Source organism: Kocuria sp. CPCC 205297, from assembly GCF_040981035.1.
GTDB classification, from domain to species: Bacteria; Actinomycetota; Actinomycetes; order Actinomycetales; family Micrococcaceae; genus Kocuria; species Kocuria marina.
On record NZ_JAVKPY010000002.1, the window covers coordinates 231,685 to 255,711 of the forward strand.

Annotated in this window: 18 protein-coding genes; 9 read left to right on the forward strand and 9 right to left on the reverse strand. The window is 67.6% G+C overall.

Features of this window, described 5'->3' with window-relative positions; genetic code table 11:
• Nucleotides 1-3: 3 nt before the first annotated feature.
• The 6 genes from RF650_RS02680 (at nucleotide 4) to ald (ending at nucleotide 7,668) form a co-directional block, all read left to right on the forward strand.
• Nucleotides 4-1,377 carry a lipase family protein gene (locus tag RF650_RS02680; protein WP_368814001.1) on the forward strand — a complete coding sequence of 458 codons (1,374 nt, stop codon included), beginning with the start codon at nucleotides 4-6 and terminating at the stop codon, nucleotides 1,375-1,377.
• A gap of 248 nt (nucleotides 1,378-1,625) precedes the next feature.
• Nucleotides 1,626-2,648, forward strand: coding sequence for a class II fructose-bisphosphate aldolase (gene fbaA, locus RF650_RS02685; RefSeq protein ID WP_368814002.1), 1,023 nt, complete (start codon nucleotides 1,626-1,628; stop codon nucleotides 2,646-2,648).
• 120 nt (nucleotides 2,649-2,768) lie between these two features.
• Nucleotides 2,769-4,163 (forward strand): amidohydrolase, encoded by a 1,395-nt coding sequence (locus tag RF650_RS02690; RefSeq protein ID WP_368814003.1) that lies wholly within the window; start codon nucleotides 2,769-2,771, stop codon nucleotides 4,161-4,163.
• Nucleotides 4,164-4,222: 59 nt separating this feature from the next.
• The gene (locus RF650_RS02695) at nucleotides 4,223-5,857 is read left to right on the forward strand and encodes an AbgT family transporter (protein ID WP_368814004.1); all 1,635 of its coding nucleotides are present in this window, start codon (nucleotides 4,223-4,225) and stop codon (nucleotides 5,855-5,857) included.
• Nucleotides 5,858-5,968: 111 nt separating this feature from the next.
• Nucleotides 5,969-6,391 carry a DUF3151 domain-containing protein gene (locus RF650_RS02700; protein ID WP_286738724.1) on the forward strand — a complete coding sequence of 141 codons (423 nt, stop codon included), beginning with the start codon at nucleotides 5,969-5,971 and terminating at the stop codon, nucleotides 6,389-6,391.
• Between the two features lie 188 nt (nucleotides 6,392-6,579).
• Nucleotides 6,580-7,668, forward strand: coding sequence for an alanine dehydrogenase (gene ald, locus RF650_RS02705; protein ID WP_085106809.1), 1,089 nt, complete (start codon nucleotides 6,580-6,582; stop codon nucleotides 7,666-7,668).
• 94 nt (nucleotides 7,669-7,762) lie between these two features.
• On the opposite strand, the gene RF650_RS02710 is transcribed toward ald, so the two are convergent.
• A complete protein-coding gene (locus RF650_RS02710) occupies nucleotides 7,763-9,256 on the reverse strand; it encodes an amino acid permease (RefSeq protein WP_368814005.1) in 1,494 nt (497 codons plus the stop codon).
• Nucleotides 9,257-9,462: 206 nt separating this feature from the next.
• On the opposite strand from RF650_RS02710, the gene RF650_RS02715 reads away from it, so the two are divergent.
• Entirely contained in the window at nucleotides 9,463-10,641 is a 1,179-nt protein-coding gene (locus tag RF650_RS02715) for a polysaccharide pyruvyl transferase family protein (RefSeq protein ID WP_368814006.1), read from the forward strand.
• Nucleotides 10,642-10,756: 115 nt separating this feature from the next.
• Here RF650_RS02715 and RF650_RS02720 read toward each other — a convergent pair whose 3' ends face one another.
• A complete protein-coding gene (locus tag RF650_RS02720; protein WP_368814007.1) occupies nucleotides 10,757-14,617 on the reverse strand; it encodes a S8 family serine peptidase in 3,861 nt (1,286 codons plus the stop codon).
• A gap of 283 nt (nucleotides 14,618-14,900) precedes the next feature.
• On the opposite strand from RF650_RS02720, the gene RF650_RS02725 reads away from it, so the two are divergent.
• Nucleotides 14,901-16,190: an adenylosuccinate synthase gene (locus RF650_RS02725; protein WP_064846482.1), complete on the forward strand. Its 1,290-nt coding sequence runs from the start codon at nucleotides 14,901-14,903 to the stop codon at nucleotides 16,188-16,190.
• A gap of 85 nt (nucleotides 16,191-16,275) precedes the next feature.
• Here RF650_RS02725 and RF650_RS02730 read toward each other — a convergent pair whose 3' ends face one another.
• From RF650_RS02730 to RF650_RS02740, 3 genes are all read right to left on the reverse strand, one after another.
• The gene (locus RF650_RS02730) at nucleotides 16,276-17,664 is read right to left on the reverse strand and encodes an amino acid permease (RefSeq protein WP_368814043.1); all 1,389 of its coding nucleotides are present in this window, start codon (nucleotides 17,662-17,664) and stop codon (nucleotides 16,276-16,278) included.
• A gap of 279 nt (nucleotides 17,665-17,943) precedes the next feature.
• The gene (locus RF650_RS02735) at nucleotides 17,944-18,285 is read right to left on the reverse strand and encodes a DUF202 domain-containing protein (protein ID WP_368814008.1); all 342 of its coding nucleotides are present in this window, start codon (nucleotides 18,283-18,285) and stop codon (nucleotides 17,944-17,946) included.
• A complete protein-coding gene (locus tag RF650_RS02740; protein ID WP_368814009.1) occupies nucleotides 18,282-18,674 on the reverse strand; it encodes a YidH family protein in 393 nt (130 codons plus the stop codon). The genes RF650_RS02735 and RF650_RS02740 overlap by 4 nt, the downstream gene beginning before the upstream one ends.
• 180 nt (nucleotides 18,675-18,854) lie before the next feature.
• Here RF650_RS02740 and RF650_RS02745 point away from each other — a divergent pair, with 180 nt between their 5' ends.
• The gene (locus RF650_RS02745) at nucleotides 18,855-19,298 is read left to right on the forward strand and encodes a DUF4190 domain-containing protein (RefSeq protein WP_186317142.1); all 444 of its coding nucleotides are present in this window, start codon (nucleotides 18,855-18,857) and stop codon (nucleotides 19,296-19,298) included.
• Between the two features lie 60 nt (nucleotides 19,299-19,358).
• Here the strand turns inward: RF650_RS02745 and RF650_RS02750 are convergent, their stop codons facing one another.
• The 4 genes from RF650_RS02750 to RF650_RS02765 all read right to left on the reverse strand — a co-directional run bounded on the left by RF650_RS02750 (nucleotide 19,359) and on the right by RF650_RS02765 (nucleotide 24,013).
• Entirely contained in the window at nucleotides 19,359-21,356 is a 1,998-nt protein-coding gene (locus tag RF650_RS02750) for a M13 family metallopeptidase (RefSeq protein ID WP_368814010.1), read from the reverse strand.
• 125 nt (nucleotides 21,357-21,481) lie between these two features.
• The gene (locus tag RF650_RS02755; RefSeq protein WP_368814011.1) at nucleotides 21,482-22,135 is read right to left on the reverse strand and encodes a cyclase family protein; all 654 of its coding nucleotides are present in this window, start codon (nucleotides 22,133-22,135) and stop codon (nucleotides 21,482-21,484) included.
• Entirely contained in the window at nucleotides 22,122-23,573 is a 1,452-nt protein-coding gene (locus RF650_RS02760; RefSeq protein WP_368814012.1) for a cytosine permease, read from the reverse strand. The genes RF650_RS02755 and RF650_RS02760 overlap by 14 nt, the downstream gene beginning before the upstream one ends.
• Nucleotides 23,570-24,013: a nuclear transport factor 2 family protein gene (locus tag RF650_RS02765; RefSeq protein ID WP_368814013.1), complete on the reverse strand. Its 444-nt coding sequence runs from the start codon at nucleotides 24,011-24,013 to the stop codon at nucleotides 23,570-23,572. The genes RF650_RS02760 and RF650_RS02765 overlap by 4 nt, the downstream gene beginning before the upstream one ends.
• Between the last annotated feature and the right edge of the window lie 14 nt (nucleotides 24,014-24,027).

Sequence of the window (24,027 nt, forward strand, 5' to 3'; positions counted from 1 at the left end):
CTCATGGCTGCCTCGACCACACAGCCATCGTCCTTGCGGCGTTCTGCGGGTGCCCTCGCCCTGGGCGTTGGGCTGCTGCTTGCTGGACTGCAGCCCGCGCATGCGCAGAGCGCAGCAGGCTCCGCACCGGATGGCGGTTTCTCCGAGCTGCCGCGCAGCGAGCAGGACCAGAAGCTCCAGGAGCAGGGTCTGACCCGCGATGATCTTGCTCGCGAGGATGCGCTGAAAAAGCTCCGCAGCTCCACGGACACGGACTTCTACAGCACCCCGGCGCAGCTGCCTGCCGCCAACGGGGGCGTGGTGCGTTCGGAGCCGTCCACGTTCTACCTGGACCCCGTCAAGCTCATCAAGCCCAATGCGTCCGCCACGCGCATCATGTACAGGACCACCAACAGCAAGAACCAGGCCGTGGCCACCACGGGCACCGTGCTGCAGTCCAAGGCTGCGTGGCGCAAGCCCGGCCCACGGCCGCTCGTGGTGCTGTCCTCGGGCACCCAGGGTATGGGCGACTCGTGCGCGCCGTCCCGTCAGATGGCCTTGGGCACGAACTCCGAAGGCCTCAGCCTGGCCGGCCTGATCAATGCTGGCTACAACGTGGTGGCCCCGGACTACATCGGTCTGGGCACTGACGGCGCCCACACCTACATGAACCGTGTGGACCAGGCTCACGCCGTGCTCGATGCCGTGCGCGGTGCGCAGCAGCTCGGCATGGAGGGAGTGGACGCTAAGACTCCCGTGGCCGCCGTGGGATACTCGCAGGGCGGCGGTGCCACGGCTGCAGCCGCGGAGAGCGCCCCTGAGTACGCCCCGGAGGTGCAGCTCAAGAGTGCCTGGGTGGGTGCGCCGCCCGCGGACCTCACACTCACGGGTCAGCACATCGACTCCTCTCTCTTCTCCGGCCTGTCCTTCTACGTGATGGGGGCGGCCGAGGACTCCGGGGTGGCGGTTCGGGACAGACTCAATGCGGAAGGGCAGAGGCGCTATGACAAGGCCCAGGACAGCTGCCTGGTGGGCACCGTCCTCGCCGACGCCCTGGTGCCGTCCGAGAAGCTCACGGCTGACGGGCGCTCCTTCTCCCAGCTGCTCGGGGACCCCGCTCTGAAGGCGTACCTGGACGAGCAGACCATCGGTGCCGCGGGCCGCCACCCTCGTGTCCCGGTGCGCATCGCCCACACCGTGGCGGACGACGTCGTGCCCTACCAGTCGGGCCGACGGCTCGCCCAGAAATGGTGCGCCTCCGGGGTGAACGTCTCCATGCAGACGCTCGCCACGCCCACCCATGTGGGGGCCTCCCTGGAAGGCATTCCCTCGATGCTCGTCTACCTGGACGCACGGTTCAATGGCATCCCGCAGACCAGCTCATGCTGGCGGCTGTGAGCGCCACGGGGCAACGACCCCCGGGCGCCGCGCACCCACCGAGGAGGTCACCCGTGGGTCCGCACGTGGTCACGGCGGCGTGACCACGGCGCGGCTCTGAGCCGATCGGGCCGCCACGGTTCATCCCGTGGCGGGCCGCAATTTTGCGGTGCCGTCCCGGGTCACGAGCAGACCCGTCGCCTAGACTGGAAACAGGCCTCAGGCCACGGTCCAGCCGTGCATCGGGAACCCAGTAGAAGGAGTGTTTCATGCCCATCGCAACCCCTGACGTTTACTCCGAGATGATCGACCGGGCCAAGGAGAAGGGCTTCGCCTACCCGGCCATCAACGTGACCTCCTCCCAGACCCTCAACGCTGCGATCCGCGGTTTCGCCGAGGCGGGTTCGGACGGCATCATCCAGGCGTCCACCGGTGGTGCGGCGTACTGGTCCGGCTCCTCCGTGAAGGACATGGTCACGGGTTCGCTGGCCATGGCCGCGTTCGCCCGCGAGGTCGCCAAGAACTACGACGTCAACATCGCGCTGCACACCGACCACTGCCCCCAGGACACGCTCGAGGGCTTCGTGCTGCCGCTGCTGGCCGAGTCGGAGAAGGCCGTGGCCCGCGGTGAGGACCCCATCTTCCAGTCGCACATGTGGGACGGTTCCGCGATCGATCTGGACGAGAACCTCAAGATCGCTCAAGAGCTGCTGGAGCGCACCAACAAGGCACACATCATCCTGGAGGTCGAGATCGGCGCCGTGGGCGGCGAGGAGGACGGCGTCGTCGGCGAGATCAACGACACGCTCTACACGACCGTCGAGGACGGCATGAAGACCATCGAGGCCCTGGGCGCCGGAGAGAAGGGCCGTTACATCACGGCGCTGACCTTCGGCAACGTGCACGGCGTGTACAAGCCCGGCAACGTGCGCCTGCGCCCCGAACTGCTCAAGCAGATCCAGGACGAGGTGGGTGCCAAGATCGGCAAGGACCGCCCGTTCGACCTCGTGTTCCACGGCGGCTCCGGTTCCACCGCGCAGGAGATCGCGGACGCGGTGTCCTACGGCGTGATCAAGATGAACGTGGACACCGACACCCAGTACGCGTTCACGCGCCCCGTGGCCGGGTTCATGTTCAACAACTACGACGGCGTCCTCAAGGTCGACGGCGAGGTCGGCAACAAGAAGAAGTACGACCCTCGCGTGTGGGGCGCCGAAGCCGAGACCGGCATGGCCGCCCGCGTGGTGGAGGCGTGCCAGAACCTCGGTTCCGCGGGTACCTCCATCAAGTAGGTTCCCCCTGCTCCTCCGGTGCCCCGTACCCCGTGGTGCGGGGCATCGTCGTGTCTCGGGCCGCAACACTACAGGGTCGCTCACCGGGGTGATTCGAATCACTTGTTACGCTCCCCAAGTATGGGAACGAGCCACTCGCCGGAAGAAAACCCAGACCGCGACCGCCACCACCTGACGGCCAATTCCGAGCCCTCCCGGGCCTACCTCGAACAGCTCGAGCAGGATACGGAACGTCGTAAGAACGAGCTGAAACATCACTTGGCCAGCCACGACGGCGCAGCGGATGAGCTGCATGAGCGTCTCGAATCCTCGATCGAGGGCCAGACCACGGCCCTCGGTCACGTACTGCACGAACTGCATGAGAACCCCGAAACGGCATTCCAGGAACATCGTGCGGTCAAGCTGATCGTCGATCATCTGGCGGACCATGACATTCCCGCAGAGAACCCCGCTTTCGGTCTGGACACCGCCATTCGCGCTGAGGTGACCTCCGAGGACTTCGACCCGGCGTGTCACCGCACCATCGCGATCATGTCGGAGTACGACGCCCTGCCCGGTATCGGCCACGGCTGCGGACACAATGTGATCGCCGTGACCGGCCTGGGTGCGTTCGTGGCACTCGTCGAGCTCATCCGGGGCACACCCTCCGCGTTCTCCGGCCGCGTGGTTTACCTGGGAACGCCCGCAGAGGAGGGTGAAGGGGGCAAAGAGATCATGGCCAGAGCAGGTGCACTGGAGGGCATCGACGCCGCGGCCATGGTGCACTCCTACATTGCTGATCTCGTGGACCAGGTGTGGCTCGGTCGCCGTGAGTGCACGGTGCACTATCGCGGTGCGGCAGCCCACGCGTCGTCGCACCCGTTCATGGGACGCAACGCTCTCGACGCCGCGGTGCTCGCCTACCAGGGGCTGGGCCTGCTGAGACAGCAGACCCCGCCCACCGATCGGATCCATGCCGTACTACCCGAGGGCGGAGAACGCCCCAACATCATCACCGAGGCCGCCACCCTGCAGCTGTACGTCCGTTCCCAGCGCCCTGCGACCCTGAAGGCCTTGTCCCAGCGGGTGACCGAGGTTCTCCAGGGTGCCGCGCTGATGGCCGGGGTGGATGTCGAGATCGATTGGGATTCGTCCCCCGCCACCCTTCCCGTGCTGGGCAATTCGCCCCTCTCCGATCGGTGGGTCCTCGCTCAGCGGCGCCGCGGGCGCGATCCTTACCCGGCGGGCACGGTGTCCGAGGTGCTGGCCGCGTCCACGGACTTCGGCAACGTCAGCTATCGGATTCCCGGTATTCACCCGTTGATCAGCATCACGGACCAGGACATGGGCCTGCACACCCGGGATTTCGCGGCTGCTGCAGCTACCCCGCAGGCAGAAGCTGCGGGTGTCGACGGCGCCTACGGACTGGCAGCGGTGGCTCTCGACTATCTGGTCGATGATGCACTGGCTCAACACGTCCGTGATGACTTCCACGCCGGCGGGGGCGGCATTGCCGTGGAGAGCTATTTCGACTGAACCGGAACCGGCGGGCCACGCATCGACATTTTTCGACCACTGACCTCGATGGAGTACACATGACCGCCACCACGACCAAGAGATCGAATGTGGGAGACAGACTCCTCACCGGTATCGAGCGGGTGGGCAACAAGCTGCCCGAGCCCTTCGCCCTGTTCACCATCCTGTTCCTCATCACGGCGGTCGTGTCCACCGCCATGGCCTGGGGCAACGTGGTCGTACACGTACCGGGGAAGGATGAACCCCTGGCGATCAAGGGTCTGTTCACCGGGGAAGGTCTCGCGTGGTTCACCACGACCCTGGGGGAGAACTACATCGGGTTCCCGCCGTTGGTCACCGTGGCCACCATTCTGCTGGCGATCGGGATCGCGGAGAAGTCCGGGTTTCTGGCCGCCGCCATCCGATTCACGATCGGTGGAGCCCCCCGCTGGTTGCTGCCGTACACCGTGGGTTTCGTGGGCGTGGTGGGGTCGATCATGGCCGATTCCGCGTTCGTGGTGATTCCGCCTCTGGCCGCCCTTGCGTTCAAAGCAGCCGGCCGTCACCCGGTGGCAGGTCTGCTCGGCGGCTTCGCGTCGGCCGGTGCGGGTTACTCCACCAATATCTTCCCGACGTCGCTCGATGCCCTGTTCGCGGGCATCACCAACGCCGTGATCCCTACCGTGCCCGCGCTCGCGAATCACGCCACCGAGGCCAACCCGCTGTCCAACTACTACTTCAACATCGTCGCGGCGGTCGTACTCTCCTGCGTGGCGGGGTTCGTCATCGACAAGGTGGTGGAACCGCGAGTCATGCGAGCGGGGGTGTCCAAGGACGAGGTCAACCCGGAGACGGGTCAGCTCATGACCGACACCCTCGCCATGCGCATCGTGGGGGACGAGCAAACCGTTGCGGAATCCCGGGAACCCCAGGTCGAGGCCGGATTGTCCCCTAGGGAGAAAAAGGCACTTCTGTGGGCATGTGTGACGTTCGTGCTGATCGGTGTCGCACTGACCGTCTTCACACTCTTGCCGAACTCACCATGGCGCAACGAAGACGGGAACTTCCTCCCCAAATCACCGCTGCTGGCGTCCATCGTCTTCATCATCTTCGTGTTCTTCTCCGTGAGCGGTTACGTCTACGGCCGGATTGCGGGAACCGTTCGGGGATTCAAGGACGTCCCGGTGATGATGGGAGCAGCCCTCAAGGACATGACGTCCTTCCTGGTCCTGGCGTTCATCCTGGGGCAGTTCATCGCGCTGTTCAACTGGTCCGGGATCGGTTCCTGGATCGCGGTCACCGGCGCATCGGGTCTGGAAAACGCAGGTGTTACCGGCTTCCCCGTGATCATCGGGTTCATCATTCTGTGTTCGATCCTGAACCTGTTCATCATTTCGGGATCCTCCATGTGGACTCTGATGGCCGCAGTCTTCGTGCCGATGTTCGGCATTCTGGGATTCGAGCCTGCCTTCATCCAGGCGGCGTTCCGCGTTGGTGACTCGGCGACGCAGGTGATGACCCCTCTCAACCCCTACATGGTCGTGCTGCTCGCCATGCTCCGTAAGTACGAACCCTCTGCCGGGCTGGGGACGGTGATGGCCAGGATGATTCCGTTCGTAGTCCCCTTCTGGGTGGTGTGGGTTCTCATTCTCATGGTCTTCTACTTCCTCGGCCTGCCGTTGGGCCCGGGAGTGGGCATCATGATCACGCACTGAGCCGCTTCGACGGCGCTCGGCGACGTCGTGCGCGAACGGCGTGGAGCGGCGTCGTGCGCGCTGCGTAGAGTGGCAACGAACCCTTGAACTCGGCGTGGAAAGGAACCCACCGTGGCACTGCTCGGCAAGAATCTGCTGGACGAACCGGCTCCCACCTATCTGGACGAGAACCCCGAGCTGACGGCCCGCCTCGACGCGGGTGACGTGGCCGAGGACCTCGCGGCGGCCTTCCCCAAGGAGCAGTTGCCGTGGGCGATGCTCGCGGAGGAGGCGCTCGCGGACGGCCGCACTCTGGAGGGGTACGCCTACGCCCGGGTGGGCTACCACCGGGGGTTGGACTCGCTGCGCGGCCATGGATGGAAGGGGCACGGCGCGGTGCCGTACTCCCACGAACCCAACCGCGGGTTCCTGCGGGCGCTGGCAGCGTTGGGCCAGGCCGCCGCGCAGATCGGCGAGATGGACGAGGCCGCCCGGATCGAGAAGTTCCTCAACGATTCGGACCCGGAGGCGGCGGAGCAGATCGCTCGCCGCTGACCCCGTCCGGCTGCGACGATGAACCGGTCGCCCGGTCCTGAACGGACCGGGCGACCTGGTCATATTCGCCCCGGCCCCCTGTGCGGATGCGGGTGAGGCGGGGCACAATGGAAGGACAGCCGGGGCCCATCGCCAGACCCGAGCACACCTCCTCGGGTACGCGTGCCCCATGAGAGGAGCGCGCCGTCATGAGAATCTCCGTACCCCGTGAGATCAAACCGGAAGAGGCCCGCGTGGGCCTCACCCCCACCATGGTCACCGCACTGGTCGCCGAAGGCCACGAGGTGTTCGTCGCGGAGCACGCGGGGGAGGGCGCGGGTTTCTCGGACGAGTCCTACCGCGCGGCGGGAGCGCGGATCACGTCCCAGGAGGACGCATGGGCGCAGGCCGAGCTGCTGGTGAAGGTCAAGGAGCCGATCGCCTCCGAGTACGACTTCCTGCGCCCGGACCTCACGCTGTTCACGTACCTCCACCTGGCCGCGAGCCGTTCGCTGACGGAAGCACTGCTGGACAGGGGCACCACGGGGATCGCCTATGAGACCGTTCGGGTGGGACGCACGCTGCCCCTGTTGCGCCCGATGTCCGAGATCGCGGGCCGCCTGGCGATCGCCAACGCCGCACACCACCTCCAGCACCACGCGGGCGGCCCCGGGATCCTCCTGGGTCGGGTGCCCGGCGTTGTTCCGGCCACCGTGCTGGTGATCGGCGGTGGCACCGTGGGTGAACACGCGGCCCGCGCAGCGGTGGGGGCCGGCGCGGACGTCACGATCCTCGAGGCCAACGGCGATCGCTTGCGACAACTGGACGCGCTGTTCCCCCACGCCCGGGTCCTGATGAGCGACACCCACCGCCTGGATGAGGAACTGCCGCGCGCGGACGTGGTCGTGGGTTCCGTCCTGGTCCCGGGCGCCTCCGCCCCCAAGCTCGTGCGCCGGGAGCACCTGTCGATCGTGAAGCCCCATGCGCTGCTCGTGGACGTGGCCGTGGACCAGGGCGGGTGCTTCGAGACCACCCGGCCCACCACGTACGACGACCCGGTCTATGCCGTGGACGGCATTCGCCACTACTGCGTGGCGAACCTGCCCGGCGCCGTGCCCGTCACGGCCACCCAGTCGCTCACGCACGCGACGTCCCCGTACGTGATGGCGTTGGCGCGCGGTGTGGACTCCGCCCTGGAGAACGACGCCGCTCTGGCCGCCGGGCTCTCGACCCGTGCCGGGCAACTGCACTCACCGGGCGTGGCCGCGGCCTTCCCCGACCTACCCGCGGCGAGCTGAGGACGCCGACGGCGCGCCCTGGAGCCGGGGCGCGCCGTCGTTCGAGCGACTCGGGATCTGCGCTTGGCCACGCCGTCGTCGGCGTGGAGCCGGGTCAGAACCGGGGTACGACGTCGTCGGCCTCGCCGGTGGAGGAGGTTTCCTCGGGGCGGACGCGTGAACTCGTGAAGACCTTGCACGCGAGCGCGATCAGGCACACCAGGATGAACGTGGCGATGAGCTGGAACCGCACGGCGGTGTCCAGGAGGCCCAGGATGATGATCGCGGCCAACAGGGCTAGGGCGAAGTAGGACAGCCACGGGAAGGCCCACATCTTCAGCGGCGAGGACACCCCGGCGCGGTCGGCGCGCTTGCGCAGGATGATCTGGGAGATCAGCGCCAGGGCCCAGACCACCAGGCACGTGGAGCCGATCACGTTGAGCATGACGTTGAGCACCGTCTCGGGCCACAGGTAGTTGAGCACCACGGCGATGAAGCCGAAGAGCACCGAGATCGTGACGGCGAGGCGGGGAACCCCGCGCGAGGAGGTGGCCGCGAGCCCACGCGGTGCGGATCCCCGGCGCGCGAGGGAGTAGAGCATGCGCGAACTGCCATACACGTTCGCGTTGAGCGCGGACAGCAGCGCCAGGATGATGACGATGTTCATCAGGACGTTCGCACCGGGGATCCCCACCTCCGTGAGGATCGCGACGAACGGGCTGGAGGAGAGGCCCTCATTGTTCCACGGCAGCACCAGCACCATGACGGTCACGGAGCCCACGTAGAAGATCAGGATGCGGATCAGGATGGTGCGGATCGCGCGGGCCACGTTGGTCTGCGGGTCCTCCGTCTCGGCGGCGGCGATGGTCACCAACTCGGTGCCGCCGAACGCGAAGACGACCACCAGCAGTGCGGCCGCAACCCCCGTGATGCCGTTGGGCATGAACCCGCCGTGCTCCGTGAGGTTGGACAGCCCTGGGCTCGGAGCGGGCAGCACACCGATCAGCAACAGCACACCCACGACCAGGAACGCCACGACCGCGGCGACCTTGAGCAGCGCGAACCAGAACTCCGTCTCACCCAGCGTCCCCACGCGCACCAGGTTGATGACCGTGAACACGGCCATGAAGATCAACGCCCACAACCATTGGGGCAGCGAGGGCCACATCTCGGTCACGAGCTGCGCGGCGGCGGTGGCCTCCGCGGCCACGACCACCACGATCTGGGCCCACCACAACCACCCGAGGGCGCGACCGATCGTGGGTCCCATGGCCTTGCCCGCGTAGGTCGAGAACGCGCCGGAGGACGGATCCGCGGCGGCCATCTCGCCCAGCGCGCGCATCACGAGCACGAGCAGCAGACACGCCACGAGGTAGGAAATCAATACGGCGGGCCCGGCGGTCTGGATCGCCGCGCCCGTCCCCACGAACAGGCCGGTGCCGATGGCCGAACCGAGCGCCATCATCACCAGGTGGCGCGGCTTGAGGTAACTCCCCTGTGGCGGTTGCGACGGCGCGTGCGGCGAGTGCTCGCGGGATCCCCCGTGGATCACGCTGGCCGAACCGCGTGCGCCGGTGGGACCGTCATGGGGTGGGCGGGGTGCAGTCATGGGAGAGAACATTACCCGTCCGCACGGGCACCGGTGATGGCCGTCCGTCATCTTGCGCACGGCAGGCGGGACCGGACGGGGCTACTCTGGGGCTGCCGCGGCCGATGTGTTCGGCGCGGTGATTCGCCGAGCCGACAACGGCCCCGCCGATGGGGGCACATTGCAACCCCTGAATCCGGGGATCGACCTGTGGGTACCCTGCATCCATGCGCAATCTTCTGAAGGACCATCGACGGGTCCCTCCCGCTCGTAAGCCCCCGATCTATCTGATCTCATGGGCGGGCTACCCGAATTTCGGGGACGAGCTGATTGCGGCCACCTGGGTCAATTACCTGGCCAAGGTGGCACCCACCACGGACGTGTGGCTGGACGTCCGCGAACCGGGGACCGTCACCGCCCTGCTGCGCGGCATCCATCCACGACTGCATGTGGTCAATACGGTCTTTCGCGCTCTGCACGACGTTGAACACGGCTCGGGGCGCTCGATGCGCAGCCTGATCGAGGATCTGGGGTCCCCGAAGTACGACGCGGGATTGCTCGCCCTGCGCGAAGCGAGCACCGTGCACCTGCTGGGCGGCGGGGTGCTGCACCGGGACTGGGCCGCGAACCTGCACATCGTCGAGGCGATGCGCGCGGTCCGGGAGGTCTCGGGAGCGCGGTTGTTCGCCACGGGCCAGGGGCTGATGCCCTTCGCGGGGGACCCGCTCACGGACCTGGACCACCTCAGCGTGCGGGACCGCCCCAGCGCCCAGGCTGCCGGAGTGCCCATGGGGTTCGACGACGCTTTCCTCCTCGCGGAGGAAGCCCGCCACGCACGCGCCCTCGGGCTCCTGGCCGAGCACAAGGGGGATGGGTCGTCCGCTCGCACCGAAGGTACGGACGCCCCGAGCGAGGTGGTGGTGTGCGTGCAGTCGGACACCCTGGCGGAGGGGTCCTTCGAGCGGATGCTGGACTTCGCCGGGGCGCAAGTGCGGCGGTGGGATCTACCCCGGGAATCCGTGCGCTACCTCGAGGCCATCCCCGGGGACGATCATGAGGGCTTCGACCGGCTGCGGGATCTCGTGGCCCCGGACGGGTTCATCCCGTTCCAGGCCGCATGGGACGGGGATTTCACGTTCGGGCCGCACCAGGTGTGGCTGACCACCCGTTTCCACCACCACCTGGTCGCGGCGCTGCACGGGGCCAGGGGTGTCGCGCTCAGCGGCAAACCCGGGTACTACGACGTCAAGCACCAGTCCGTGATCGAGGTCGGCTCCAACTGGTCGCTGGTCCATGCCGGGCAGACCTCGGAGCCTGTGGCCCTGGAAGAACTGACGGCGCCCGCGGGCTTCGCCGAGGCGGTGCGTGCCAAGCGGGACGAGGCGAAGCAGCTTTACGGCCGGTAGGGCAACAGGCCTGACCCGGACACGGCGAGGGCCCCATGACATCCACACTGTGGCTGCCACGGGGCCCTCGCCGTTGCGGAGGATCAACCGATGTGGTGAACCCCGCTGGGAGCGACTACTTCTGCTGGTCGTAGCGGAAGAGGAACGCCGCCATCTGATCGCGCCTCACGGGCTCGTAGGGGCGGAAGGTCCCGTCCGACCAACCACGGGCGATGTTCTGCCCGTTCATCCAGGCGATCTCCTTGTAGAAGACGCGGTTGGTGGGCACGTCCTTGAAGGGGGAGGCCTTCGGAGCGGTGTACGCCGGGGATCCCGCCATCCGGTAAAAGAACGCGGCCATCTGGTCGCGGTTGATCTGCTGGTACGGGCGGAAGGTCCCGTCCGGCCACCCCTTGGTGATGCCCTGCTCGCTCATCCAGGCGATCTCCTTGTAGAAGACGTGGCTGGTGGGCACGTCCTTGAAGGGGGACTTGGTGGGAGGCGTGTACTGCGGCGAACCGGCCATCCGGTAGAGGAACGCGGCCATCTGGTCGCGGTTCACGGCCTGGGCGGGGCGGAACGTCCCGTCCGGCCAACCGCGGGTGATGCCCTTGTTGGCCAGCCAGGAGATCTCCGAGTAGAACACGTGGTTCTTGGGAACGTCCTTGAACATCGGGTTCTGGGTCTCGGGGGCCTTCGCCGCGGACTGGAAAGTCTTGACCTCGGCCTTGGCGCCGTCCTGACCCGCGCGGATACCGGAGAGGTCCCCGGCGGCGTTGTGCAGGTGCAGGAACAGGGCCTCGCCCTTGGCGCTCTCCGAACCGCGGTGCGCGGTCAGCTTCTTACCGGGCAGGTCGGTGAACAGCGACGTGTTGACCTGTTCCCCGCGGAAGGAGATCTTCGGGGTGACCGGGCTGTACTCGATCACGCCCGTGCGGTCCACGGGGCCGTCGATGCTCCCGGAAAAGGTGGTCACCTGGTAGGTCAGCTTGGTGTCGGTCTTGGTGGGATCGATACCCAGCTTCGCGGCGCTGACCGGCATCACCATGGCGTTGGTGTCGAACGTGTTGGTGTCCACGTCACCCCAGGAACCGTTCAGCGGCTGGCTGTCGATCACCGTGAGCTCACCGTTGACGTAGCCGTACAGGTTCACCACCGGGTAGTCCAGACCATCCGTCCGGCCCAGGGCCGCGATGTAGTCGGGGCGACCGTTGCCGGTGGTGTCTATCGCGATCTCCGTGGAGACGTCCGGCTTGATTGTGCTCGCGTTGCCCCAGCTGGAGACACCGAAGTTGATCATGCCGTCCTTGCTCACGTCCTTCTTCTCGGCCTTCAGTTGCGGGAGGTTCGAGGAAGCGCCCACGTACTGCAGATCGGCGAACTGGGAGTTGCCGCCGGCCAGCTTGGTGGAATCCAGGCGGCCCGACTTGGCGCCCAGCTCGAAGGCCCCCAGGGCCGACTGCCAGCCGCCCTGGTCCAGGCCGGTGCCGGCGAGGGCGACGGCGCTCGTGCCGTTCTTGTCCCACCGGTCCAGCGTGGCGTTCTCCACCCGCATGTCGGCCGCCGGCTTCGGGGCGATCGACATGGGGACGCGCAGGTCCTGGCCGTTCTCCGTCAGGACCAGGCGGCCGGATTCGGAGGCCAGGAACTGACGGGCGAAGCCCAGCTGGGTCACGGCCTCGGAGGGGTCGTGGGTCTTGGCCAGTTGCGCGCGATCCACGGTGGCGGTCACCTTGACGGTGGCCTTGCCGCCCTTGGCCACACTGACCGATCCCGGCGTGGACAAGCTCACGCCCGGGACGTCGGTGGAAGCGTCGAAGCGCACCTGGTACGTGTGCGCCGCGCCGCTGGTGTTGTCCACGACCAGCTCACGGGAGAAGGTCTCCTTGCCGTTCTTGATCTCGGTGACCCCGAAGGTCGAGGAGATCAGGGCCGGATTGGCCTTGTCGTAGACCAGCACGTCCTGGTTCACGGCGCGCAGTGCGTCCACACGACCCGAACCCACGCGGTCCACCGCGGAGGTGGCCCCGTTCGCGGCGTGCACGTCGTGCACGGCCGAGTTCATGATGGCGGCCTTGATCATCTGGGGGTCGTAGTTCTGGTGCTTCTGCTGCACCAGGGCGGCGATCCCGGCCACGTGCGGGGTGGCCATGGAGGTGCCGGTCTTGACCGACACGCCGTTGCCCGCGGCCACACCGGCGGAACCGATGTTGGTGCCGGGTGCGGCGACGTCGGGCTTGATGACCCCGTTGCTGCCGTGCTGACCGCGGGAGGTCGAATCGTTGACCTGGTCCTTCTGGCCGGTCTGAGCCCTGGCGGCGCCGATCCACTCCGGGGCTAGCTTGACCCGGGCCCCGCCGGCCTGGGCGGCCGGCTTGATCTTGGCGACGGATTCCTTGCTCATCAACAGACCCGGGACGCCGGCGTTGCCCGCGATGCTCGTGGGATCCACCGAGTAGTCGGACTCCAGGACCACGCCCTTGCCGCCGGCGGCCTGGACGTTGTCGAAGCGGACCTTCGAGCCGCACGGGAAGCCGGCCTTGTCCTCCCAGTCGAGCATGACCCACTTGCCGCCGAAGTTCTGCGAGAAGGGAGTGCAGCCGAAACGGTTGTCCTGCGGGCCGACCACGACGTCGCCCTGGAGCTGTTCGGGCTTGGCATCGCTGTAGTTGAAGCTCCCGCTGTAGGAGCCGGTCAGTTCACCCTTGGCGCTGTCAGGCGAGAGGCCCTCGGCCTTGTCCTGCGCGGCGGTGCTGCCCTGGGAGTTGGCCACAGTCAATGCGGAACGCGCGCTGCCCGGGGAGCCGGAGATCTCGTGGGCGTCCCCGGCGTTGCCCGCGGCGATGACCGAGAGGATGCCCTGGCGGGACAGCGCGTCGATCAAGTCGTTCTGGGGGTCGTCGGCCGGGCCGAAGTCGGACCCGAGGGACATGTTGATGATGTCCGCCTTGTCCGAGAAGTCCCCGTCCATGTTGGGGTCCAGGGAACGGTCCAGGGCGTCGAGGACCAGGTTGGTGGAACCCTCACAGCCGAAGACGCGCAGTCCGATCAGTTGCGCCTCGGGTGCGGTGCCCGGGCCGATCCGCATCTTGCCGACCTGCTCCTGCGTCAGCTTGGTGAAATCGCCCTTGTAGGTCTTGCCGTCCGCGCCCACGCCGTAGCCCGCGGTGGTGCCCGCCACGTGCGTTCCGTGGCCGCCGGCCTCGCAGTCCAGCGGGTTGTTGTCCGGCTTCGGGACGCTGGTGGGAATCTGGGCGTCGTAGGCGTCGCCCGCGAGGTCGTACCCGCCGAGGAACTTCTTGGAGTCGTACAGACCCGAGTCCTTGCCCGGCAGGTCGTTCGAGGCCTTGGCCTTCTTGTAGGCGTCGACGGTGCCCGGACCACCGAAGTCGGCGTGGGTGTAGTCGATGCCCGAGTCGATGATGGCGACCTTGACGCCCTTACCGGTCTGGCCGGTCTGGGTCCAGGCGTTGAGGGTGTTGGTGTCCAGCACGGAACCCGCGTTGTTGCGGTAGGCGGGGACGATCTTGGAGATCTTGACCACGTCGGAGCGCTTGCTCAGCTCACGCAACTGCGCGGCATCTCCCTTGAGGGCGACTCCGCGAAGGGCGTTGGATGTGGTGTACAGCAGGTCGGACCCGGAGGCGGAGGCCAGGGTGGAACCCATGCTCTCCACCGACTTGCGGATGGCCTGCACCCGCGCGGCGGCCTGGACCGGGTCCTGGCTCCCGGAGCGCACGCCCTCGGGTTGCGTGGCCTCGAAAGCACTCGGTCCCTGCAGCTGCACGAAGACCGCCACCTGGCCCTCGGCATCCTTGAGGTCCGAGCCGATCAGCCGGTCGGGGTTCTGGGTGTTGTGGTCGTCCGTCTTGGGCGCCGGGGTGATGTCGACGGCGCTCGCCGGCAGCGCCGTGACCAGGGCCAATGCCAGGCCCAGGGCGGTCGTGAGGCAGGCCTTGGCGGCTCTGCCACGACCAGCCCTTGTCTCGTGGTTCATGTCTCGTCCTTTGACATTCGGGGGATGTCGTGAGGTGCATCGCAATGACCCAAGCCTGCGTGCGACCTACCGAAAAGTAAAGGTTTCATCAAAATATTCTGTGCTCTCACCAGTCGCGATGTCCGTGGCGTGTCGGACGCCGAATTCGCGCCGTGACCGGGGTAGGCGGACGAGAGCGGCGGTGGTGGGCGTCACCGTTAGAATTGGTTGGTACGTGCCCCGCGCGTACTCCTCAACCGTTGTCGTGCCGAATGGGTGCAAGCCCGGGCAGGAGTAGCCAGCTATGCCAGCAATCGTGATCGTCGGAGCCCAGTGGGGCGATGAGGGCAAGGGCAAGGCCACGGATCTCCTGGGTGGCCGGGTGGACTACGTGGTCAAGCCCAACGGCGGCAACAACGCCGGGCACACCGTGGTGGTGGGCGGTGAGAAGTTCGAGCTCAAGCTTCTTCCCGCGGGCATCCTCAGCCCCAACGCCACCTCTGTGATCGGCAACGGCGTGGTGATCAACCCCCAGGCCCTGTTCGAGGAGATCGATGGCCTCGAGGCCCGCGGCGCGGACACGTCCCACCTGCGGATCTCCGCCAACGCGCACCTCGTGGCCCCGTACCACCAGACGCTGGACCAGGTCACCGAGCGGTTCCTGGGCAAGCGCGCGATCGGTACCACGGGCCGCGGGATCGGTCCCACGTACATGGACAAGGTGGGCCGCCTGGGCATCCGCGTGCAGGACGTGCTGGACGAGTCCATCCTGCGGCAGAAGATCGAGGGCGCGCTGCGCCAGAAGAACGAGCTGCTCGTCAAGCTCTACAACCGCCGCGCGTTCGAGGTGGATGAGATCGCGGAGTACTTCCTGGGCTTCGCCGAGCGCCTCGCGCCCATGATCGTGGACTCCACGCGAGTGCTCAACGAGGCCCTGGACCGCGACGAAGTGGTGCTCATGGAGGGCGGCCAGGCCACATTCCTGGACGTGGACCACGGCACCTACCCGTTCGTGACGTCGTCGAACCCCACCGCGGGCGGCGCGTCCGTGGGCTCGGGTGTGGGCCCCACGCGCATCACCCGGGTGATCGGCATCCAGAAGGCGTACACCACGCGCGTGGGCGCCGGTCCGTTCCCCACCGAGCTCTTCGACGAGATGGGTGAGCAGCTGCGCAAGACCGGCGGCGAGTTCGGCGTCAACACGGGCCGGCCGCGCCGCACCGGCTGGTACGACGCCGTCATGGCCCGCCAGGCCGCGCGGATCAACGGCTTCACGGACTTGTTCATCACCAAGCTGGACGTGCTCACCGGGCTGCGTGAGATCCCGGTGTGCGTGGCCTACGAGGTGGACGGTCAGCGCTTCGACGAGATGCCCATGACCCAGTCCGACTTCCACCACGCCCAGCCCGTGTACGAGAACTTCCCGGGCTGGACCGAGGACATCACCGGGGCCCGCACCCTGGGGGACCTCCCCGCCAACGCCCGCGCGTACGTTGAGGCGTTGGAGAAGATGTCCGGGTGCCGGATCTCCGCGATCGGTGTGGGCCCGGATCGGGACGACACCATCGTGATGCGGGATCTGATCGCGGACTGACGCCCCGATCCCCACCCGCGGACACGACGACGCCGCTCCAAGCCTTGGAGCGGCGTCGTCATGTCATCCGTGGGGCACGGTCGGATCAGTGCTGCGAGACGTCTGCGGTGAGCAGGTCCACGGGCTTGTCCTTGGTCACGACCTTGTGCCCGAGCCACAGGGCCAGGAACACGGGCAGGCCCAGGTACGAGGACAGCAGGCCGAGGGCGTTGACCTCCCCGGACGTGATCAGGCTGTAGCCCTGACCCAGGATCACCACGGCACACATGATGAGCGCGACCACGGGGCCGATGGGGAAGAACCGGGCACGGTAGGTGAGGTTCTTGGGATCCCCGCCCTGCAGGACGTAGGCCCTGCGGAACCGGTAGTGGCTCCACGCGATCCCCATCCACACGATGAAACCGGCCAGGCCGGAGGCGTTGATGAGCCACACGTACGCCTGACCCTCACCGATCAGGGTGGTCAGGAAGCAGAACATGCCGATCAGCGTGGTGGCCAGCAGTGCGAGCATCGGGACACCGCGGCGGTTGACCCGGGCCAGGAACCGGGGAGCCTTCCCGCCCTTCGCGAGCGCGTAGAGCATACGGGTGGAGGCATACAGGCCCGAGTTGCCCGCGGAGAGGATGGCGGTGAGGATCACGGCGTTCATCACGCTCGCCGCGGCCAAGACACCGGCGTGCTCGAACACCAGGGTGAACGGGGAGATGGAGACGTCCTCCACGTCGCTCGCGAGCAGGTGGGGATCGGTGTAGGGGATCAGGAAACCGATCACGGCGATCGCACCGATGTAGAAGAGCAGGATGCGCAGGAAGACCGTGCGGATGGCCCTGGGAACGGTCTCGTGGGGGTTGTCGGCCTCGCCGGCCGCGACACCCACGAGCTCGGTGCCCTGGAAGGAGAACCCCGCGACCATGAAGATGGCCATGATGCCGGTGAAGCCGTTGACGAAGGGCGCCTCGCCGGCGGTCCAGTTGTGGAACCCGGGGGACGGGCCGCCCAGGATGCCCAGGATCATCAGAACACCCAGGACCAGGAAGATCACCACGGTGATCACCTTGACCAGGGAGAACCAGAACTCACTCTCGCCGTACGCGCGAGCGCTGAGGGCGTTGAGGGAAAAGAGGATCACCAGGAACAGCGCGGACCAGATCCACGCGGGGACGTCCGGGAACCAGTAGCGCATCACCAGCGCGGCCGCCACGAGTTCCGCGGCCACGGTGATCGCCCAGTTGTACCAGTAGTTCCACCCGATCGCGAAGCCGAAGGAGCGGCTGATGTAGCGGGTGGAGTACTCCTCGAACGAGCCCGCCACGGGCAGGTGCGTGGCCATCTCGCCCAGGGACTGCATGAGCAGGAACACCATGAACCCGATCGCAGCGTAGGCGACGAGCGCCCCGCCGGGACCCGCGGTGTTGATGGAGTTGCCGGAGGCCACGAACAGACCGGTGCCGATCGCACCGCCCATCGCGATCATGGTCAGGTGACGCGACTTGAGGGTGCGGCGCAGTGAGCCGTCGGGCGCGACGTCCTGGTCGGTGGGCCGTGGATCGGGGCGGTGGGATGCGTGTGGATCGGGCGGCGTGGCCGCCGTCGAGATGTTTCCCCCACCGGACGAAGATGAAGACACAGGGTTCTCCCGTAGTTGTGATGGTCCGGCGCCGCGCGGATTGCGGCGGCTGAGGGATATTATGCGCGGCATCACAGCACACGTGGGGATCCCCACGCAAGGGTCCACCGAAGTGGCCACAAATTCTCAGAAGACGATCACCGTGGTGATTCCCAGGACGCCTAGCATCAGACACGTGCCGGAGGTCACGGCCACGGCCACCAGGTCCGGCGTGATCCGCTCCCCGGCGATTCCCACGGATTCCCGCCGATAACGCATGCGTTGTGTGGCATAGATCCCTCCGGAGAGGCACAACGCCACGGCGAACAACGAGAGCACGAACGTGCCGTGGGCCGGGAGCCACTTCAGGTAGATCCCCGCGGCGGTGCACAGTGCCAGCATGGTCCGGCCCCAGGACAGCACAGTGCGCTCGGGTTGCAGTCCCGGATCTTCGTGCGTGCGCACGCCCGGCGGGGTGATGGAACTCATCGGGCCAGCACCACGACCACGAGCACCCCGGAGGCGATCGCGCCCCCCACCGCCACGAGCGGGACGATCAGCGGCAGGGGCAGGGGAGCCTTGTGCCGCATGGAACGTTCCACGCGCAGCCACCGCAGTGCGGCTCCGGCACTGAGGAACATGCCCAGCACCAGCAGGACCAGGGCCAGGAACTTGCGCACCGCGATGTCGAAGATGTCCCCGGTGAACGCCTCGATGGCGATGCCCCCGGCCAAGAAGGCCAGGGACGTGCGGATCCAGGCGAGGAACGTGCGTTCGTTTGCCAGCGTGAAGCGGGGGTCCGGTTCCGTCCCGCCGCGCAGGACACGGTGGCTGATCGATCCACGACGCCGCTCGGCCGGGTCTTCGGGGTGGCTCACGGTTCTCCTTCGTCTGGGCTCTCCGTACGCGCCTCTCGGCGCAGAAGCAGGATCCTGAGGTGATGGTATGCGCTCGGGGGCCGGAAGCGGCGTCGTGGGCGGGGGCGCACCCTTGTCCGCTCGTGCCGCGCACGAGAAGATGGTCGCACTCGCAGACCACTGGCGTAGGGAGAACGGGTCATGAGCACGAGCAACCACCCGGGCAGTGGCACCTCGCCCCACGAGGAAGGAACCCGGTACCCGGGGACCGAGTACCACCGCGACACGCAGCCCCTGTCCGTGTCGGCCGATACCCACCGTCCCTACGCGCAGCCCGCAGGACAGTGGCACTACGTCCCCGCCGGACCGGAGGACGCCCAGCGGCAACAGCAGGCGAGCTCCAGCTCGGAGACGTCACTCGTGCTGGGCATCCTGGGGGTCACCGTCCTGCCGATCCTCGCACCGTTCGCCCTGTGGCAGGCCACGAAGGCCGAGAAACTCGGCGGCAGGGCGACCGCGGGCAAGGTCCTGGGCTGGGTCGGTGTGGTGCTGCTGATCCTGATGGTGCTGTGGTTCGTGTTCTTCTTCGCGATCTGGGGATTCGCGATGAACGAGTTCATGCAGCAATCCCGCTCGAGCGTCTGAGACGCGCAGAAGCCCCGCCGGTCCGACCGGCGGGGCTCCGTCCACGTAGCTCGAGGGGCGCTACCAGATGGCCACGCGTTCCTCCTTCGGCAGCCACATGCCGTCCGAGTCCTGGACGTCGAACGCCTCGTAGAACGCGTCCACGTTGCGCGGGGTCTGGGCAGCACGGAACTCGGCGGGGGAGTGCGGATCCGTGGCGATGCGTGTCTTTAGCGCCTCGTCCCGGGACTTCTCCTGCCACACGTAGGCCCAGGAGATGAACAGCCGCTGCGCGGGGGTGTACCCGTCGACGCTCTCGCTGTCCGGACGGTCCTTCTTCTCCTGCGCGGTCTTCCATGCCTTGTAGGCAATGGACAAGCCGCCCAGGTCTCCGATGTTCTCACCCAGGGTGAGTTCGCCGTTGACGTGCGGAGCGGCGTCGTCGTCCGCGAACTGCGCGGGGGACAGCGCCGCGTACTGGCCCACGAGACGGGCCGTGCGCTGCTCGAACGCCGCGCGGTCCTGGTCCGTCCACCAGTTGCGCAGCTTGCCCTCGCCGTCGCACGTGGAACCCTTGTCGTCGAAGCCGTGACCGATCTCGTGACCGATCACCGAGCCGATGGCCCCGTAGTTCACGGCGTCGTCCGCGTCCTCGTTGAAGAAGGGGGGCTGCAGGATGGCCGCGGGGAACACGATCTCGTTGCGCAGCGGGTGGTAGTACGCGTTGACCGTCTGCGGGGTCATGAGCCACTCGTGCTTCTCCACCGGCTTGCCGGCCTTGCGCGCGAGCTCGTCCACCGCGAACTGGGCGGTGCGCACTACGTTGCCCACCAGGTCGTCCCCGCGCACCAGCAGGCCCGAGTAGTCCTTCCACTTCTCCGGGTAGCCGATCTTGGGAGTGAATCCGGAGAGCTTCTTGAGCGCCTCGGCCCGGGTGTCTTCCGTCATCCAGTCCAGGTGCTCGATCGAGTCGCGGTACGCCTCCAGCAGGTTCGCCACGAGCTCGTCCATGCGCGCCTTGGCGGACGGCGAGAAGTTCTCGGCGACGTACAGTTCGCCCACGGCCTCACCCAGGGCGCCGTTGACCAGACCGACGCCGCGCTTCCAGCGTTCGCGCAACTGCGGCGTCCCGGAGAGCACGGTCCCGTAGAACGAGAAGTTCTGGTCCACGAAGGCCTGCGGCAGGTACGCGGCGCGGGCGGAGACCACGTGCCAGCGGGCCCAGGACTTCCACGCGTCCAGCAGGTCGTCGGTGAGCAGCTCGTCCAGGCCCGCGAAGAAGCTGGGCTGGGCGTTGATCACGGTGCTCAGGTGCTCCGGGGTGAGCCCCATGCCCTCGAGCACGGCGTCCCAATCCAGGCGGGACACCTGGTCCGTGAGTTCCGCGAACCCCATGGGGTTGTACATCTTGGTGAGGTCCCGCACCGTGACCTTGTCCCAGTGCTGCGCAGCGATGCGCGTCTCGAGGTCCATGACCGCCTGCGCTTGCGCCGCGGCGTCCTCGAACCCGGCCAGCTCGAGCATCCTCTGGACGTGCGCCACGTACTTCTCGCGGATCTCGGTGTACTGGTCCTCGCGGTAGTACTCCTCGTCCGGCAGCCCCAGCCCGGACTGCCCCACGAACACGAGATTGCGCTGCGGGTCCCCGGGGTCCGAGTCCAGGTCGATGTCCAGCGCCGCACCGATCCCCCGGCGCATGGCCGTGCCGAACCACTTGGACAGCGCCCGCGTGGAGTCGATCGCCGCCACGGCTTCGAGGTCCTCGCGCAGCGGTTCGGTGCCGAGCTCCTCGATCCGGTCCGTGTCCATGAAGGACGCGTACAGCAGCGCGATCTTGGTCTCCGCACTCTGTTCCGCCGGGTCCGACGCCGCTGCCCCGCCGTCCGCGCTCGCGCCCGTGATGATCTCGCGCACCGCCTGCTCAGCCTGGTCCCGCAGCTCGATGAACGCCCCGGTGCTGGCCTTGTCGTCAGGGATCCGTGCCTCCTCCAGCCACGATCCGTTCACGTGGCGGAAGAGGTCGTCCTGGGGGCGGACCGAGCGGTCGAAGGCGTCGAGGTCGAAGACGGAAGAAGTCATGGCCCCACGGTACTGAGCGGCGGTGGGGTGGGTCACACCGGGGCCCGGGCTGTTCCCGCAGGGCGGAACCGGGCGACGTCGTGACCCTGGGGGCGGGCGGCGTCGTGGTCCCGGGATCCCCGGGGCTACAGCTGCAGCGCCACCGCGCGCACCGGGGACCCGTCCAACCCGCGCAGCTTTAATGGCAGCGCGCACAGCACGGGGTCCGGCCACGTGACGTCTCCGAGGTTCGTGAGGTTCTCGAGGATGACCCCGCCGGAACCCAGGAACCGTTCGTGGAACGGCAGCTCCCCCGAGTCGTGCTCGCCGTGCGGCGTGTGGTCGGGGTTGAGGGTGTCCACGCCCATCACGCGCACGCCGGCCGTGAGCAGGTGCTGCGCGATCTCGGCATGCAGAGCCGGGTGGGCCAGGTAGTGCGCGGTGCCGAAGTGCCGGGACCAGTCGGTGCGGAACAGCACGGCGTCGCCGGGACGCAGATCCGCGAGCTGCTCGCGGACGTCACCCCAGCCGATCACGTCCCGCGCGCCCGGGTCCGGGACGTGCACCACGCGGCACGGGCCCACGAAGTCCCCCAGGGATAGCTCGTCGATGGTGGCCCCGCCCGCCACGATGTGCGAGGGGGCGTCCATGTGAGTGCCGCTGTGCGTGCCCAGGTGCAGCTCGGTGACCTCGAAACCGTCCTGCTCCACCGTGGTGGCGACCCGGCAGGACACACTCGGGTCCCCCGGGAACACCTGCATACCCGTCTCCACGGGATGGCTCAGGTCAACGACCCGCATCGGAGGTCTCATCCTCTCTGCGCTGTTGCTCCACCCGAACCGCCTCTGGGTCCTCGGCCAGGTGACGCTGCTGCGGGGAGCCCGACACGGACTGCCCGGTGGCGAAGGCCAGGCCCAGGTACAGCGCAGCGGAGAGCACGAAGGTGGGGACGGTGGTACCCACCGGGGTGGGGAACCAGTACGTGAAGGCCAGCGAGGAGGCCGCACCGAGTACCCACACGACCACGGCCACGATGTTCACGCCACCGCGGTACCAGTACGCCCCACCGCGCCGGCGCAGGATGTCCGCGTGGTAGCTGCGCCGCTTCACCACGTAGTAGTCCATGAGCATGATCGCGAACACCGGGATGAACAGGGACCCGATCAGCCCCAGGAAGCTGGTGAACTGGTCCAGCAGACCGAGCCACGTGGCCCCCAGGACGGAGATGCCCCCGAGGATCAGGGACGCCGGCAGGAAGCGGATCTTGTGGGACGGCGCCAGGTCCACCACGGAGGACACCATGCCGTAGACCACCATGGTGTTGGTGGCCATCACGGACAGGAAGATGACCACGGCCAGCGGTGCGCCGAAGGCCACCACGAGCACCGTGGGGTCGAAGCCCACCGGTTCACCACCGCCCAGGATCACGTGCGTGATGGCGGTGGCCCCCAGGCTCATCGCGGCCACGGTGGAGATCACGTAGCCGACACCGGAACCCACGACACCGGCGGTCTGGGAGCGGGCCAGGCGGTTGAACTCCGCGGAGAGCACGGTCCAGGAGATGGCCGTGGCGATCACGATGTCCAGCACACCGATCGCCGAACTGCCCGCGGCGGGATCCACGGTCACGGCGGCGAAATCGGACACGGGGTGGGTGGTGAACGCGACCACGTAGACGTAGCCCATGATCGCCAGGATCACGAAGGCCAACCACGGTTCCACGCGGGCGATCCCCTCGTGGCCGAAGATGGCCAGCGCGACCACGAGCAGCTGGCACAGCACGGAGAACAACACCGGGCTGGAGAACCCGGTGGCCTGGGCCACCAGGAAGTTCACGGTGATGCCCGCGAGCATGGCCTGCACCCAGCTCCAGCCCATGAGGATCACCACGTTCGCCGCGACCGGCAGGAACGAACCGCGCAGTCCGAAGGACCCCCGGGTCAGGGCCATGGTGGCGAGCCCGGTGCGGGTCCCCATGTTGCCCACGAGCACGAGCACGGCGGCCCCCACGAGGGTGCCCAGCACGATCATGCCCAGGGCCACTGGCCAGGACACCCCGGGGACGAACAAGGTGCCCGTGAGCAGCGTGGTCACCACCAGGTTCGCCGCCAACCAGATCATCCCGATCCGGCCGACGCCCAGCGTGCCTCGCAGCGGGCCGAAACCCTCGGAGTTCTCCTCCAGGTGGTCGGACAGGCGGGACCACGCGGACCGACCGCCGGTGCGCTGCGTGCTCACGACTCGTCCCCGACCTGCGCCGGCTGGGCGGAGAGGTGCTCGTGCACGGCGACGATGCCGCCGTCGGACGCCCGCGCGAACACGATGGTCTCCCGCTCGAACGTGGTGCTGGGCGCGCCGTCGGTCTCCGTGGTGGTGCGGACGTCGTGGACGAACACCGCGGCGTCCCCGAGCAGGTGCACGCGGGCGTTGCTGCTCTCGCACGCGGTGACCCGCCACCCGGCGTCGAGCCACGATTGCCACAGCCGCTCGTAGCTCGCCCGATCCGGCAAGCGTTCGGATTCGGTGTGGAAGACGAACTCGGTCTCCGGGGCGAAGGATGCGAAATAGGCCTGCGTGTCGGTGGCGGCGAACGCGGCCACCAGTGCGGCCGCCGCGTGCTCCACCTCCTCACGGGTCAACGGAGCGCTGTTACGAACGGATGGGTCCAGGTTGTTCATGGACTGACTTCTTT